Source organism: Peribacillus sp. SIMBA_075 (genome assembly GCF_046534585.1).
In genome coordinates this window covers 272,479-287,676 of sequence record NZ_JAWRYN010000002.1, presented here as the reverse complement: position 1 = coordinate 287,676, position 15,198 = coordinate 272,479, and the positions used below count along the sequence as shown (strand labels likewise).

The following is a 15,198-nucleotide window of genomic DNA, read 5'->3' as shown; positions in this document are numbered from 1 at the left end:
TTATTCATACAGTCAGCTTTAGTTTTACTTTATGATTTATTATAGGCCATGTTCAAAAAAAAACCACCTATTGGCGGATTCATGCAGTTTGATTCATATCTTGTTAATTCATTTGAATAAAACAGGCTCTTTTCGTAAAGATTGTTGTTTTTAAAACGAAACTATTTAAGGTTGATTGGAGCGAGCATCTGGAGGGGAAATCAACCACAACTCACTACCTGGTAAATAGCAACAAAGTATGTGAAAACAGCCATAAAAAAAAACCAGGATGATTACCTGGTTGTAGGAGTGGGGTTAAATGCAGCTCGGTTTTCCATTGTTGACCCGGTAAAGGGTTTAACTGCCTTTGCCGGTTTTTGAATATTATTTAATACATGTTTCATCACAAAACCATATGTAGCGATTGTCAATAAAATGAATAACCAGACCATTACCAACACCATCCTCTTATATATTGAGTAGCTTTAGTTTTATTATAAAATTTATCGATATTTGATTGAGAATAATTTTCATCTTCATTTAGAATCTTATCATGAACGATAATCATTTTCAATAAGAAAATAAAGTTTTTATTATTTTCCCTTAAAAACCGTAGAATATTCCGTATGTTCCTTTAATGCCTTTTCTTCGAGGGGGATTCGAACCGCCATCATCCATGCGTTCAAAAAACTAAAGATTATAGCTGTATAATATGCATTGAATAATAAAGAAATAACTATAATCTCCGTTGCCACTATTATATAGTTCGGATGTTTGAAATATTTATAAGGACCTTTAATGACTACTTCGGCATTAGGAACCACTATGATTTTTGTATTCCAATGTTTTCCCAATGAACTGATCACCCAAATCCTTCCCGACTGCGCAATCAGAAAAAGGATCAGCCAAATCGGCCAAAGTCCAGCCACATCCCTTTCATAAGCGAGCACTTCAATAATGAGAACAATAAAAAAACTAAGGTGCATAAGAACCATCCATCTGTAATGGGACTCACCGTATTCTACAGCTCCTGCACCTTTCAACTGCTTTTCATTTTGTTTGGCAATATATAATTCAACCAGGCGCTGAATGGCAATCAAGACGATGAAAATGGCAAAGAGCATCATTCCCACCTCATTAACACAAGTTCAGATGAAAAACCAGGCCCCAATGCTGCAGCCAATCCCACCTCACCTTTATTCCCGCCACGCTGCATGAATCTCTCAAGGACGTACAAAATAGTTGCTGAGGACATATTTCCAAATTCTCTTAATATTCTCATTGATACTGCAGTCATGCTTTCATCGAATCCTAGGGATTCGTGATAAGCATCAATTACTTTTTTCCCTCCAGGATGGGCAATGAAATCTTTTATATCCCCGAGATCCATTCCATTTCCCGCTAAGAACTCTTGGACATTCGGTTTAAGCCAATCCTTGATGATTGTAGGGATATCTTTCGAAAATATCACATATAAGCCTTGGTCTTTAACATCCCACCCCATTACATCCAATGAATTTGGCATTAGCGTGGATTGCGAATCCAAAAATTTCAAATGTAGTCCTTTTCTTGAATACTGTTCATCCGGCACATCATCACCGCAAACCAAAACACAGCTTACTCCATCAGAGAATAAGGAGGTTCCAATTAAATTACTTTTGGAGATATCATTCCTTTGAAAAGTCAGACTGCATAACTCCACACTTAAAACAATGACCTTAGCCGTCGGGTACGCTCGGCAATATTCAAAAGCACGTGATAGGCCGCTCGCTCCCCCTGCACATCCAAGCCCCCATATCGGAATTCTTTTTGCATGCGGGTTAAATGGAAGTTCATTCATTATCCTGGCATCAATGGTCGGGGTAGCAACCCCTGTGCTTGATATAAAAAAGAAAGCATCTAGTTCGAATGCCTGCAGCTCTTCTTGTAAAAATTCTGGGTTGGTTAAACATTTTTCTATAGCCTCTTTCCCAAACTTTACAGCCTGCTTTATGTATAAATCATTCCGATCAGCAAAAGAATGATCCTTTTTAAACCAATCAAGATCATTTGAAAAATATCGATTTTCCACTTGTCCATTCGTAAAGGCCTTTAATAACCGATCTATACTCTTAAATGAGGATCCAAAGATTTCTCTTGAAAATTCCATGATTTTTTCCTGTGAAAGTAAATATGGTAGCTTTATATGTGATGCAGATAATAAATATGGCATGATCCCACCCCTTATTATTCATGATATGGTTAATATACCCACCAAGATATCATTTATGCTCTATAGCTTAATGGTCATCTAAGGTGAAACTCTTGAATTTTTCGCAGCAGAACTAAGACAACATGCTAAGCCGGCAATATCGCCACCTCCTTAGCATTTGCGAGAATACAATCATGGATTTTACACCTCCCGTCATGGAGGGCCAAACAAAAATGTATAGGTTTACATGAAGCAAGCAATTTACCCATTTCATTGGATGGCGTAGGCACCCTACATATCATCTCAATGATCAAAATGTAATTGGAAACAATAAAACCCCCTTACCTAGATAATCGGTAAGGGGGCTGCTTTCATTCTTCCTTCTTTACTGAAGATTGATTTTGTACTTGTATAATGATATTTTGAAACTCCTCTTTACCGCACACACTGCACCTATACTCCTGACTTAAAATGGTCCGACAATGAATACAATATTTTTTCTCCATCTCTATCACTACTTTCCTGAACATATACTATCAATATATTCAAAAAGTGACGAGAGTTTCCTTTTATCTGACAAAACTCCATTTCATTAAAAAACTTCATTTAACAATGATGAGTTTTCGGACTAATAAAAAATGCCCTCTAATCCTCATCATCTGTGGATTAGGGGGCATTTAATAGTTTACAGAATCTATTTTTAATCAGGCAACATTCTGTCTTTCAACACGGGCTTCCTTTACTTTCGCTTTTGTCGGGACAATGTTAAAGACGATATTCAAGAAAATGGCTGACAAACTTCCAGCCACGATTCCATTATCCGTTAATATTTGAATGCTTTCCGGAATTTGAGCAAATAGCTCAGGAACGACCGTTACCCCAAGTCCCATACCTACGGAACAAGCGATGATCAATAAGTTTTCTTGAGAGGCAAAATCCACCTTACTTAACATCTTAATTCCAGCGGCAATAACCATGCCAAACATGGCAACCATTGCCCCGCCTAACACGGACGAAGGGATAATGGTCGTGAATGCACCAATTTTCGGGACAAAACCAATGAAAATGAGCATCCCTGCCGTTGTATAAATGACATTTCTTGTTTTAATACCCGACAATTGAATTAAACCGACATTTTGTGAAAAAGCTGTATAAGGAAAAGCATTAAACAAACCGCCAAGCATGATGGCAAGCCCTTCAGAACGGTATCCACGTGCCAGATCATCTTCCGAAATCTCTTTGTCCGTGATTTCTCCTAAGGCATAATAGACGCCAGTCGATTCCACTAAGCTGACTATCGCCACCAAAGTCATGGTAATGATCGCCGTGATGTTGAAAGTCGGAGTGCCAAAGTAGAAAAAATGTGGAAGATGCAACCAACTTGCACTTGCAACTGAGCTAAAATCAACTTTCCCAAGGAAGAAAGCTGCAAGAGTTCCGACTAACAGTCCTAATAATATAGAGATGGAGCGCACGAATCCCGTTGAGAATTTATACATGAAAATGATGAAAAGCAAAGTTCCAAAACCAAGGGCTACGTTATCCAAGGCTCCAAAGTCAGCAGCACCTTGTCCGCCCCCAAGATTGTTGATGGCGACAGGAATGAGTGTGATCCCGATGATCATAACGACTGAACCAGTAACGACCGGCGGGAAAAACCTAGCCAGTTTCCCGAAGAACTTACTAATTAAAACGACGATTAATCCCGACACTAAGATGGCCCCATAAATGGTGGTGACTCCATATTGGGTACCTACCGCAATCATTGGGCTGACTGCCGTGAATGTACAGCCTAGAACGACGGGTAGGCCGATTCCGAAGAATTTATTTTTCCAGACTTGCAATAAGGTCGCTATTCCACACATTAAGATGTCAATCGAAACTAAATAGGTTAACTGCGCAGCAGTTAAATTTAACGCTCCCCCAACAATCAATGGAACGACGATCGCACCAGCATACATTGCAAGAACATGTTGTAATCCTAAGGAAGCAACTTTTAATGGTGATTGATTAGACATTGACAGTTGCCCCTTCCATTTCCTCAACGAAAGTGATCTCACCGAATTTCAACTTCGCAATTCGTGCCAGGGATTCCACTTGAAACCCTTGTTCCCGAAGGTCCTTACCACCACTTTGGAATGCTTTTTCAATAACAATTCCGATCCCGGCTACTTCTGCTCCAACCTGCTCACAGATATCCACCAAGCCCCGAGCCGCTTGTCCGACCGCAAGGAAGTCATCGATGATCAGAACCTTATCACCAGCTTCTATATATTTATTGGAAACTGTAATTGTATTTGTTTCTTTTTTTGTAAAGGAATGAACGGACGCCGTCACTAAATCATTTGTCAAAGTAAGTGATTTACGTTTACGGGCAAAAATTAGCGGAACTTCCAATTCCAAGGCAGCCATCAAACCAGGTCCAATGCCTGAAGATTCAATGGTAAGCACTTTCGTTATTTCCTTTTGTTCGAAACGTTTAACGAATTCTTTACCTATTTCTTTCATCAGCATAGGATCCATTTGATGATTCAAGAATGAATCTACTTTTAAAATATCTTCTGATAAAGCTTGACCCTCGGACAAGATTTTTTCCTTTAAAATTTGCATGAAGGTTCCTCCCAATCTTGGATGTTTATTGACCTATAAACCATGCAAATGTTTCCCAGATATAAAAAAGCCCAAGAAACATTGCAGCACTTTTTGAGTGAAGCAATATTTCTTGGGCATAAATGAAAAATGAAACAGCAAAATCCTTCCATTATGCAACAAGATCAATTACTCACCCATAGTCGAATTATTTACGGTAATCCGGTAGAAACTTGCAGGCCATATTCCTGCTATTATACGAGTGAAACTTTATATTTTATTAATATATAAATTATAACAACGCTGTCTTATTTTGAAAAGTCATTTTTAACAAAAACCGAACTTTCAATTAAAAATATAAAACATTATTCGTAATTTTAGAAAATTGCGAAATCACCAAGACTAATTAACCTGGATTCACCATCAACAAAAAGCCATCACTTGAAATTACGGGTATTTTTCAAAGAATTAGAAATATTATAGTCGCCTAAATGATACCTTTTATTGATGTTAACAAAAATGCCCACGGTTCATAAGGATTTAAATTGTGTGAACCATTGAAAAAAGAAGAAGGCCTTGATAATTATTCCAAGGCCTTCTCTAATTAAATTCATTTGATTTTATAAACTTCTTTATATTTATTTTCAAGATACTTTATTAAATACTGAACATTCAGGCCTTCCCCTGTCGTTTCTTTCAAAATCTCTAGGGGCTCTTTTGTTTTTCCATATTTATGTATCTTTTCATTAAGCCATTTCCTGATTGGAGCAATATCGCCCGCTTCCAAAAGCCCATCAAAATCAGGCAAATCTTTAAGCATCGACTGCTTGATTTGGGCTGCATACATATATCCCAATGCATACGATGGGAAATAACCAAAACTGCCATCTGCCCAGTGTACATCCTGTAACACGCCCATTGCATCATTTTCAGGAACAATTCCCAAATAATCCTTGTATTTTTCATTCCAGACTTCCGGTAAATCCTTCACTTCAAGTTCTCCATTAAAGAGAGCCTTTTCCAGTTCATACCGAATCATTATATGTAGGGGATAAGTTAGTTCATCTGCTTCAATACGGATGAACGATGGTTTTGATTCGTTAATCCCCCGGTAGAATTCATCCAGCGTCACATCATTGAATTGTTCAGGAGCATATTCTTTCAATAGGGAGAATTTATTTTTCCAGAAGCTATAGTTCCGTCCAATGAAGTTTTCAAAAAACAGTGATTGGGATTCATGGATTCCCATTGATGTCCCATTATCGAGCAGTGTCCCGGTTAACTCTTCGGCGATATTCTGCTCATAAATGGCATGTCCACATTCATGAATGGTACCAAAGATCGCCCCCCTAAAATCACATTCATCGTAACGGGTCGTCACCCGGACATCGCCCCTATTTATTCCAGTAGCAAAAGGGTGAACTGTTTCATCCAGCCTGCCAGCCTTGAAATCGTATCCTAGATGTTTTAAAACTTCCAGGTTGAGGCGATGCTGTTTTTCTTTTGGAAATTCTTTATAAAGGAACGCTGTTTCAGGTCTATTTTCGCTTTTTGCAATCTGTTTTACCAGAGGTACTATACTCGACCGAAGCTCACTGAATACGCTGTCAAGTAGATCTACAGTCATGCCGGGTTCATACATGTCTAAAAGGGTATTATATTTCTGTCCTTCGTATCCCCAGTACTCTATGAATTTACGGGTATATGCAACAACTTGCTCCAGATAAGGTTGGAATAACGAAAAATCCGCTTTTTCCTTTGCCTCTTCCCAAGCACTTTCAGAGCGGGATTGTAAAATGACGAATTCCTTATATTCGTTTGCAGGAATCTTCTTATTCCTTTCAAACTCTTTTTTACACTCTTGTACCATCTTATTCGTCGTTTCACTAAGAGACCCCTTCGAAAGTTCCGTAATGAAGGATTCCATCTTTTTACTTGTGGTCATATTAAAAACCTCAGAGGAAAGCACCCCGATCACTTCAGAACGCTGCTCAACTCCCTTTTTCGGTGCACCTGTCCGTAAGTCCCAAAAAATTAACGCGAGCGCTTCATTATAGGCCGAGATTTTCTTGACATATTCTTTAAATTCTTTTTCTATCAAATCTATACCTTCTTTTTCCATATTCACAACTCCTTCCAACTACACTTTACCATATTATACAAAAATCTTTCTTATCAGAACTACCCGTTAAAAAAAAATAAGAGCCAAGGGCACCTCTCCCATGACTCTTAGATTAAATTGACTTAAAGCGTTACAGGAAGAACGGATACAATCTTCTCTTTCACCTGTTCCGAGAGATCCTTTTCCATCAAAATCTGTACGGTTCCCGAATCATTGCTAGTCCTGATCAAACGCCCTATTCCCTGACGTAATCGAAGGAGCATGTATGGGAGATCCACTTCTTCGAATGCATCGGTAACCGAATTACGTTTGGCCTCGAACACTGGATCGCGTGGCGGGAATGGAAGTGAGTGTATCACTACATTTTGTAATGAAGGCCCTGGAACATCAAGTCCTTCCCATAAATGATAGGAGAAAAGAACAGATTGCTCATTCTCTTGAAACTTCTTAACAAGCTCGCTGATTTCCGCTTCCCCTTCAAAATAAAAAGGATAGGATGATGTTGGGCAGTTTTCCTTGAACCAATGCAATTCTTCTTTTGATTGGAATAACACAAGCGTTCGGCCCTCATTTTCCTCAATTGACTTCATGGTGTATTGAAGTTTAGCCAATTGGTCTCCGTTTTCGAAGGCAGGCATGTTCATTTTCATGACTTCATCGTAATCAAATGGTGATTCAACAGAAAAGCTGTCATACTTCTCTATCCCTAAGCTATCTGCAATGTATTGGAAAGATTTATTATCCGATAATGTCGCCGATGAAAAAATGTAAGGGATTTTTTTAGAGAATACCTGTTCAGACAAAATATCCTGTACAAGCCTTGGCATAATGACCAATGTTTTGGTCATTTCATTTTCTTCAAACCAGGAAACGGCCTGTTCATCCTTCACAAATAGAGAAATGGAGTAGCCCAGCTGTTCTAAATATTCTTCTGTCACTTTTAAATCATAATCATTGATCGTATACATTTCCGCCTCAAAAACAAGGTTCTCCTCTAACTCTTCAACCTTTTTATGCAGCTTTTGCGCAAAGCTTGTTATTTCCTTGGACATTGGGATTTCATAACGATTAGATCCGGTGACATGTATGGATTTTTCATCCAACAAATCAAAAAACTCTTCATTAATATCAATTAAGTCCTCAATGATGTATAAGGTTTCTTCACGAACCTGATTGGCAGTAAGCAATTCTAAAACCGAAGCAAGGGTTTGTTCCCCAACTTTATAAGTTAAAGCCTTTTGAGCAGCAAATTCCAGTAGATGACCTTCATCAAAGACAACACAGCTATGTTCAGGCAACAGTGGTAACTGTCCTTCACGCTTACGTTTTTCCTTAGTCCAAACATGTTCCATGAAGAAGTCATGTGAACAAATGATCAAATCGCTTGATTTTCGGTAGTGGTCCCGCGATAGGGTCTGTCCACAACGATGGCGCTTATCACAAGTAAAACAGTTTTGAAGCTGATCCCAGCCAACTTTAGACCAGTCTTCATCATTTAAATATGGATACTGTTTACGGTCCCCATATGCTGAATAAGCGTTCATCGATGAGTTATCATGGACAAACTTGGGAAGTTCATCATAGAGTTGATCTATTCCCTCTGAATCTTCATGATTCACTGCGTAATCCAATTTCTTAAGACATACATATTGATCGTGATATTTGGCAAGCCGAACATCCACTTCAATACCTAAAGCATTCTTAATTTTTTGGATGTCGCCTTCTTCTTTGACAAGCTGTTCAATCAACGTTTCGTCTGCACACGAAATAATTGCCGGTTTATTCGTATATCTCGCATAACAAATCGCATATAGTAAATAGACCAAGGTCTTACCGGTCCCTACCCCTGCTTCAGCAAAGCTTACATTCTTTTCTTTAAAGGCTTTTTCTAACTGAAAAGCCATGAAGATTTGTTCATCACGCAGCTCAAATCCTTTTTCGGGAAGAATATCGTAAAAAACATCACCGATCCATTCTGAAAGCTTATCGTAAAAAGAATCTTCCTTTGTTACCGAAAAAGGCAGTGTTTTAAGCATCTTGGTCTCCCCTTTTATCTATCATCAGTGTATCGATCCGCATCATAATATTTCTAGGCAAAAGGATATTATCCTTTATTTCACATTAATAGTCAAGATATTTACCCTACCATAAGAAATGAAATGTAAAAAGTATGTTTTTCTTCTATGTATGCTGCCATGTTTCCAGACTTGTAAAATAAAAGACAGGCTCCAAAAGAGAGCCTGTCTGTAAATAATATAGGGTTGAATTAAGCTTTGTTTACGTTTGATGCTTGTGGTCCACGTTGACCTTGTTCTACATCAAATGTAACGTCTTGGCCTTCTTCAAGTGTTTTGAAACCTTCGCCTTGGATAGCTGAGAAATGTACGAATACATCGTCTCCACCTTCACGTTCGATGAATCCAAAACCTTTTTCTGCGTTAAACCATTTTACTTTACCTTGTTCCATTTTTGTTGCCTCCTAGTGTGTTCTCCACACATTATATTACTATCCTTGCTCAAAAGAATATTAAGGTATTCCTTAAATCTGAACAAAAATAATTCATTATTAGAATAACAGAAAAGGAAATGATAAGCAAGACTGGAACCTATTATGAATAAATCGTCCTGACTATTGAAATCCTCCGTTATATTTTACCTACTCATTCACCTTGAGGCTGTCTCGGCGGCCTTTTTCCCCAATATTGATAAAGGTCTGCACGGATGAAACCATTGAACAGTTTCCTTTTTTTCGTTGCAGGCTTACCGTAATGCTGTTCGAAGTCAGGATTGGAGGTAATCATGTATACTGACCAGGTGTCAAGCTTCTTGAAAGCTTGACCCATTTCTCTATACATCTGCTCAACCGCTTTTTGCTCACCAAGACGTTCTCCGTAAGGCGGGTTCCCGACAATGACACCATACTCTTTCCTAGTCGAGATATCCCTCACCTGCATTTGTTTAAATTCAATCAGATCACCAAGGCCGGCTTCAAAACTATTCGCTTTAGATATATCGACCATTCGATGGTCAATATCACAGCCGGTTATGTCCAAGTACTGATCATAATCGGCTAAATCTTCAGCCTCAACCCGCGCTTCATCCCAAACCTTGCTGTCCATCCATGACCAGGTCTCAGAAACGAATTCCCTGTTAAACCCAGGTGCTATGTTCTGCCCAATTAAGGCAGCCTCGATAGGAATCGTTCCAGATCCACAAAATGGATCAATGAAAGGTTTATCCGGTTTCCAATTGGTCAGCATGATTAACGCAGCCGCCAATGTTTCTTTAAGGGGCGCCTCCCCCTGCCCTGTGCGATATCCCCGCTTATGCAAACCAGCACCTGAAGTGTCCATGGTAAGTGTCACTACATCTTTTAAAATAGACACTTCAATTTTAAACAAAGGACCAGTCTCTGCAAACCAAGATACTTGCTTATATTTGCTTTTCAATCTATCAACAATCGCCTTTTTGACGATAGCCTGACAATCAGGAACACTGTAAAGCTGTGACTTAACCGATTTTCCACTCACAGGGAACTCAACATCGGCTGATAAGTAATCTTCCCAATTCAAGGCCTTTGTTTTTTCAAACAACTCATCAAATGAATATGCTTTAAATTCTGCAACTTTAATTTTAACCCTGTCGGCACTCCGCAGCCATAAATTAGAGCGGGCAATGGCAGATTGGTCCCCTTTGTACGTGATCTTACCATTCTCGACTTGACAATCGTAACCAAGATCCCGAACCTCCTTAGCGACAATTGATTCCAATCCCATTGCTGATGTTGCGATAATATCGAATTGTTTCATTTATCCTGCACCTTCTTTCCATTAATCCAACTCTATTGCATATCTACCTAAATTCCCCTAACTAAGAATAAGGTATCGATTTTAGACATGTAAACCTTATTTAAAAGTTCCACTGGTCAATTTATATTTTGCTTATAGTCCGTCATTGATTGCCTAGATTAAATGTCATTGTCATGTAGTAGAGCATTTTTTTAATAACCGGGATCAACGCGATAAAATAAAGTTTAACTCAATTATCTATGTATCAATAAGGTAGGCTGCAAATATTCATGAATGAAATCCTCCAAGGCAACGAAGGGCCATTTATTCACAACCAATTATGTATACTCATAACAAAATGCTTAAGACATGTCTTAATACCTTCAAATAAGGGCAATCAGTAAAGGTAAAAAACCTTTTATAAATAGGGTACCCATAATCCAGGAAATGCTTAACACTTCAACGCTATTTTTTAAATCGTTACGGTCAGATGTCAATTAGCCATTGTCCTTCTGCTGAACACTTTCAATTAGAAATCTTTCGATGGAATTAAAAAGTTGCCAAGACCTTAGTTTAACACAGCATGGTTTCAGAAAACGAAAAATAATTTGGAATGCCCGGCTTTTTATAAATGGGCAATTCCCAAAAACAAAAACTCTCCTTTTAAAAGGAGAGTTGTGCTTTTGGTGTCATATGATAACGTTCTGTAAGCCATGTTTTGTTCCTCAGTACTGCAAGCGACTCGCGTCTCGTACTTCGGCGGTAATCATCTATCTACAGAAGCATGGCTTCTGTCCTTCTCCTCGTTCAATTCCAAGGAAGAAAGCGCCCCTACCATTAATTTGGGTTTCTCGCTCGTGGGGTTTACCTCGTTCCACCCTTTACATTTCTGTAAAGGCTCCGTCACTGTGGCACTTTTATAGGTATTCATGCCATATCCAAAAGGACTTAGGCATTTTCCCAGCCGTCAGCAATCCAAGATTGCTGCCCAAGCTTATTTTTTCGCCAGGCACGAACACTACGGACATCGCAGTCCGTGCGAGCATGGACTTTCCTCTACTGCAAAAATGCAGCAGCAATTACCCAAACGTTAACATAACATAATTGATTATACTCCATTATTCATTAAAACACAATACCTAAATCAATTTCACTTTTAACATGCAAAACCTCAATCAAAAAGCTTGTTTCCAAAAACGTGCTTTTCCAAGTTGGATAACCGTTTAAGGATGTCAAAGTTAGTGGTTCCCGGAGTAGCACTGGGAGCAGGTTGATTTGGACGTTTTGTACTCTCTTCGGCTTGTTTTTTCAATTTAAGATTTTCTTGTTTAAGATCTTCAATTTCCTGATGGAACACTTCATAATCTTTAATGATCAGATCCAGGAATTGATCCACGTCTTCTGGTTTATAACCGCGCATTGCTGTTTTAAAATCTTTTTCAAGAATATCTTTAGCCGTTAATTTTATCTTATCGGATAGCATAAGACTTCACCTCAATACTTTCGCCAATACAATCGACTTTTTATTATTTTTTCAAATCTGCTTGGGTTTGTCAACGAAACACCTTTTTATCTGCATAATGATGTTTCAGTGAACGATATGTACCCCCATGAATCTGTATCTAAATTTCATCATAATATGAATATGCTTTAGAAACAACTTTTAATCCATAATTATTTTCACTCCGTCATTCTTCGGACCAGCTGCCTTCTTCCGCAGCCAGTTGCAGATCATCAAAGTTTATCTGATAGATAGGGTATGGCTGTGTTTCAGCCTTTTTCATCGCTTCGAAATATGGATATCGTGCTGACCCTTCTTTTTCGGCTTCGAAAATGATGAGCATGGCGTCACTTTTATGAACCATATACCTATTTTTGATTTTCAGCTGTTGCGGCCCTTCATATTGTTTGTTGAAAATGGACTCAACAAAATCGGCACGGGCCAATATGGAACGGTAATAGTCTTGATTCGTCTCGTTCCATGACTCTTCCTGTTTCAGGAAAGGAGTTAGCACCCCTAATTTAAGCTGACTGTATTCTTCCTGTATATCGAACACCACTTCGGCACCCCATAGCTCCGTACCCAACTGACCTGATATGATCACCCATTCCAGCCCATCTTCCACCAATGGAAGAAGACGTTGCTTCATCGCTTTCTTAATATATTTTACGGCTTCATGGTCATTTTTGAATATCCCGAATTCAAAAGCCTTATAGCCAGTCATATACAAAACCTTCATTGCTTGGTTAATCTCCCTTTTAACATGTTTATGTAAGAAAATAAGGGCTAATTAAGCCCTTACTTTTTTTAGTATCCGAAAGGCATAGGCGGACAGCATGGGGGGGGCGGACAGCATGGGTTAATCGGTGGCCTTCCGCAAATCAAGTTTTGCGTAAAGCATTGGTTCACCACGGATTGAGTATGTGGGAAGTAATGCTTATACGTGTTCAAATGTTTATTGACAGTTGTAGTGTGTGATGGATGAACGACAGGAATCACTGTGTTCGATACATTCGTATTAACAAATTGCTGTGTTGGAGAGACTTGCGCTGGAGCAAGTTGAGTAGGAAGTGCTTGCGTTGGGCCAAGTTGCGCTGGAGATACAGCCGATGGACCATATTGCGCTGGAGATACAGCCGATGGACCATATTGCGCTGGAGATACAGCCGTTGGACCAGTAAAGGCTCCCATTACGTTAGAGTGTTTATGTTTCCCGGTTGATGCGCCCATTACTCCAGGAGCGTTCCCGTATGCTCCCATTACATTGGATTTATTTCCTCCACAATTACGAAAATACATATATAATTCGTCCCCTTTCATTATGATAAGTTTAGTCTTACCATTACAGACTATGAAAAAAAGGGGAGACGTGTACTGATGAAATGACCTATTTATACAGAATAAGTATAAAACTATGTATGGCCGTCAATAAGTACACTATTATAATATATGGCTACCCTTCAAATGCACTGTGGGTAATTTTCTATAAAAAGGAATAGAGACTGTCTTTTAATGATGTAAAAATAACAATCGTTAAACAAAGGACAACAAAAAATAGAAATAAAGTCGTTTTATACATTTCTCCGCTCCGCTTTCAACTTAAATTTATTTGATGTAAAGGTATGAAATGAATGCTTCGGAAATTCACCCTCAACTCTTTCCATTTTACACATTATAGTTGAAGGCTACAATATTTGTATCCATATTTTTTATTTTCGGCATTTCGCACTTAAAAACAATTCTGATTCGCTTATCTTATACAGACATACCCTTGGAATCCTCTTTCATTTCGAGACGTTTAATCCTCTTTTCCAATTCCGACTTTTGTTTCACCACAATGGTACCTTCCCTCAACATCTCTTGATGCGCGTTTAATGCACATTTTAGAGCATTGCCGACTTCCTTAAATTGATGTTCATATAATTTTGCACATTCAATCTGTGCCTGTATCCTTATTTGAACATTCCCTTTTAAGGCGACCTCCTTCCAAATTTCCAACGCTTCGTTGAATTGTTTTTGCTTCTTTTTCTGAAAGGCTATGGCATGGCCAGCTATTATCCGATCTTCCTCATTTCCCGCTTCCACTATTTTTTCATAAGTCTCGACCGATTCCTCTTTTTTTCCTAGATAAGCGAGCCAGCGTGCAATTTCCATGGAATCTTCCGTATATCCATCAATTTGGAGGATTTTCCGGGACAAATGAATATACAATGTGATCAGTGATAAAATATCCAATTCATTATGCTTCATGATCCCAAATAAAATTTCCGGATTTTTCCTCTCGACAAAATCAAAATAAATCATCGGTGCCAAATATCCAGGAATATCATCTTCTCTATGTACACCTAGAATATCCGTTTCGACTGCTGATAATTTAACTCGTTCCAATTTGTTTCTCCAAAGGCGTCTTGAAGCATGATACAAATCGAAATGTCCGAATTCCGGTAGTTTTGGAACATGTTCTTTAATCAAGGTATGTCGGGTTTTCAGCTGGGGCCAATCAAAAGATTTACCATTATATGTGACAAGCGTTTCGTAATTGATGTTTTCCAGAAAGCTTTGGTAAAGCGGTATTTCACTTCCGGGCTGCGGCAGGATATGTTGTTTCACCACAACTTCATCACCTTCTAAATAGGCATATCCAAGTAAAAAAATGGTGTTTCCCGCTCCGCCTCCAAGTCCTGTTGTTTCCGTATCGAAGAAAAACAGGTCTTCACTTTTAACTCCCCTAGCGGATAAGGGATGCTCCAATGGAGTTTGATTCCACTCTTTTACGATCTTTTTCAGCTCAGAAAATGCATATAACCCATGTTTGTGATTTATAGGGTAGCGGACCTCCCTAATGAAACAATAATCATCATCGAAATGAAAGGAAACGGTATCGTTCTTCAGCCACTTTTCAAGATAAGGAATTTCTTCCTTCACTGCTTGGCTATTTTCTTGTTCAGGAGAAGGATGTTTCACTGGTTCTATGTTCATATGCGTTTTCAAACGGTTCAATTTATTTTTCAAAGACAAAAAATACACC

General features: G+C 38.7%; 13 protein-coding genes, 1 other RNA gene and 1 riboswitch. All 14 genes read right to left on the bottom strand.

Going from position 1 to position 15,198, the window contains the following annotated elements; all coding sequences use genetic code 11:
* Positions 1 to 272: 272 nt before the first annotated feature.
* The 14 genes from SB775_RS03170 to SB775_RS03105 all read right to left on the bottom strand — a co-directional run bounded on the left by SB775_RS03170 (position 273) and on the right by SB775_RS03105 (position 15,188).
* The gene (locus tag SB775_RS03170) at positions 273 to 431 is read right to left on the bottom strand and encodes a hypothetical protein (RefSeq protein WP_176431939.1); all 159 of its coding nucleotides are present in this window, start codon (positions 429 to 431) and stop codon (positions 273 to 275) included.
* A 141-nt stretch (positions 432 to 572) separates the two neighbouring features.
* A complete protein-coding gene (locus SB775_RS03165) occupies positions 573 to 1,103 on the bottom strand; it encodes an isoprenylcysteine carboxyl methyltransferase family protein (RefSeq protein WP_410860488.1) in 531 nt (176 codons plus the stop codon).
* Positions 1,103 to 2,191, bottom strand: a complete 1,089-nt coding sequence (locus SB775_RS03160; protein WP_410860486.1) for a type III polyketide synthase — start codon at positions 2,189 to 2,191, stop codon at positions 1,103 to 1,105. Before SB775_RS03160 ends, SB775_RS03165 begins: the two co-directional genes overlap by 1 nt.
* Before the next feature lie 683 nt (positions 2,192 to 2,874).
* The gene (locus tag SB775_RS03155; protein ID WP_410860485.1) at positions 2,875 to 4,188 is read right to left on the bottom strand and encodes a nucleobase:cation symporter-2 family protein; all 1,314 of its coding nucleotides are present in this window, start codon (positions 4,186 to 4,188) and stop codon (positions 2,875 to 2,877) included.
* The gene (locus SB775_RS03150; protein WP_410860484.1) at positions 4,181 to 4,780 is read right to left on the bottom strand and encodes a xanthine phosphoribosyltransferase; all 600 of its coding nucleotides are present in this window, start codon (positions 4,778 to 4,780) and stop codon (positions 4,181 to 4,183) included. The genes SB775_RS03155 and SB775_RS03150 overlap by 8 nt, the downstream gene beginning before the upstream one ends.
* 159 nt (positions 4,781 to 4,939) lie before the next feature.
* Positions 4,940 to 5,041, bottom strand: a riboswitch (purine riboswitch).
* 328 nt (positions 5,042 to 5,369) lie between these two features.
* Positions 5,370 to 6,881 carry a carboxypeptidase M32 gene (locus SB775_RS03145; RefSeq protein ID WP_410860483.1) on the bottom strand — a complete coding sequence of 504 codons (1,512 nt, stop codon included), beginning with the start codon at positions 6,879 to 6,881 and terminating at the stop codon, positions 5,370 to 5,372.
* Between the two features lie 122 nt (positions 6,882 to 7,003).
* On the bottom strand, positions 7,004 to 8,917 hold the full coding sequence (locus SB775_RS03140) for an ATP-dependent DNA helicase (RefSeq protein ID WP_089363196.1): 1,914 nt from the start codon (positions 8,915 to 8,917) through the stop codon (positions 7,004 to 7,006).
* Between the two features lie 230 nt (positions 8,918 to 9,147).
* The gene (locus SB775_RS03135; protein ID WP_034307871.1) at positions 9,148 to 9,348 is read right to left on the bottom strand and encodes a cold-shock protein; all 201 of its coding nucleotides are present in this window, start codon (positions 9,346 to 9,348) and stop codon (positions 9,148 to 9,150) included.
* A 193-nt stretch (positions 9,349 to 9,541) separates the two neighbouring features.
* On the bottom strand, positions 9,542 to 10,690 hold the full coding sequence (locus SB775_RS03130) for a THUMP domain-containing class I SAM-dependent RNA methyltransferase (protein ID WP_284470353.1): 1,149 nt from the start codon (positions 10,688 to 10,690) through the stop codon (positions 9,542 to 9,544).
* A 681-nt stretch (positions 10,691 to 11,371) separates the two neighbouring features.
* An RNA gene (gene rnpB / locus SB775_RS03125) (RNase P RNA component class B) lies at positions 11,372 to 11,760 on the bottom strand.
* A gap of 80 nt (positions 11,761 to 11,840) precedes the next feature.
* On the bottom strand, positions 11,841 to 12,152 hold the full coding sequence (gpsB, locus tag SB775_RS03120) for a cell division regulator GpsB (RefSeq protein WP_061463822.1): 312 nt from the start codon (positions 12,150 to 12,152) through the stop codon (positions 11,841 to 11,843).
* A 205-nt stretch (positions 12,153 to 12,357) separates the two neighbouring features.
* Positions 12,358 to 12,909, bottom strand: a complete 552-nt coding sequence (locus SB775_RS03115) for an SLOG family protein (RefSeq protein WP_410860482.1) — start codon at positions 12,907 to 12,909, stop codon at positions 12,358 to 12,360.
* 68 nt (positions 12,910 to 12,977) lie between these two features.
* Positions 12,978 to 13,469, bottom strand: coding sequence for a CotD family spore coat protein (locus SB775_RS03110; protein ID WP_377384202.1), 492 nt, complete (start codon positions 13,467 to 13,469; stop codon positions 12,978 to 12,980).
* Positions 13,470 to 13,925: 456 nt separating this feature from the next.
* The gene (locus SB775_RS03105) at positions 13,926 to 15,188 is read right to left on the bottom strand and encodes a ribonuclease H-like domain-containing protein (RefSeq protein WP_089363193.1); all 1,263 of its coding nucleotides are present in this window, start codon (positions 15,186 to 15,188) and stop codon (positions 13,926 to 13,928) included.
* Between the last annotated feature and the right edge of the window lie 10 nt (positions 15,189 to 15,198).

What these genes read in the sequence shown, in the direction of transcription:
- SB775_RS03140 (WP_089363196.1), bottom strand. Translation starts at nt 8,917, where the DNA reads ATGCTTAAAACACTGCCTTTTTCGGTAACAAAGGAAGATTCTTTTTAC.
- SB775_RS03155 (WP_410860485.1), bottom strand. Translation starts at nt 4,188, where the DNA reads ATGTCTAATCAATCACCATTAAAAGTTGCTTCCTTAGGATTACAACAT.
- SB775_RS03135 (WP_034307871.1), bottom strand. Translation starts at nt 9,348, where the DNA reads ATGGAACAAGGTAAAGTAAAATGGTTTAACGCAGAAAAAGGTTTTGGA.
- SB775_RS03165 (WP_410860488.1), bottom strand. Translation starts at nt 1,103, where the DNA reads ATGCTCTTTGCCATTTTCATCGTCTTGATTGCCATTCAGCGCCTGGTT.
- SB775_RS03145 (WP_410860483.1), bottom strand. Translation starts at nt 6,881, where the DNA reads ATGGAAAAAGAAGGTATAGATTTGATAGAAAAAGAATTTAAAGAATAT.
- SB775_RS03115 (WP_410860482.1), bottom strand. Translation starts at nt 12,909, where the DNA reads ATGAAGGTTTTGTATATGACTGGCTATAAGGCTTTTGAATTCGGGATA.
- SB775_RS03110 (WP_377384202.1), bottom strand. Translation starts at nt 13,469, where the DNA reads ATGTATTTTCGTAATTGTGGAGGAAATAAATCCAATGTAATGGGAGCA.
- SB775_RS03130 (WP_284470353.1), bottom strand. Translation starts at nt 10,690, where the DNA reads ATGAAACAATTCGATATTATCGCAACATCAGCAATGGGATTGGAATCA.
- SB775_RS03170 (WP_176431939.1), bottom strand. Translation starts at nt 431, where the DNA reads ATGGTCTGGTTATTCATTTTATTGACAATCGCTACATATGGTTTTGTG.
- SB775_RS03150 (WP_410860484.1), bottom strand. Translation starts at nt 4,780, where the DNA reads ATGCAAATTTTAAAGGAAAAAATCTTGTCCGAGGGTCAAGCTTTATCA.
- SB775_RS03160 (WP_410860486.1), bottom strand. Translation starts at nt 2,191, where the DNA reads ATGCCATATTTATTATCTGCATCACATATAAAGCTACCATATTTACTT.
- gpsB (WP_061463822.1), bottom strand. Translation starts at nt 12,152, where the DNA reads ATGCTATCCGATAAGATAAAATTAACGGCTAAAGATATTCTTGAAAAA.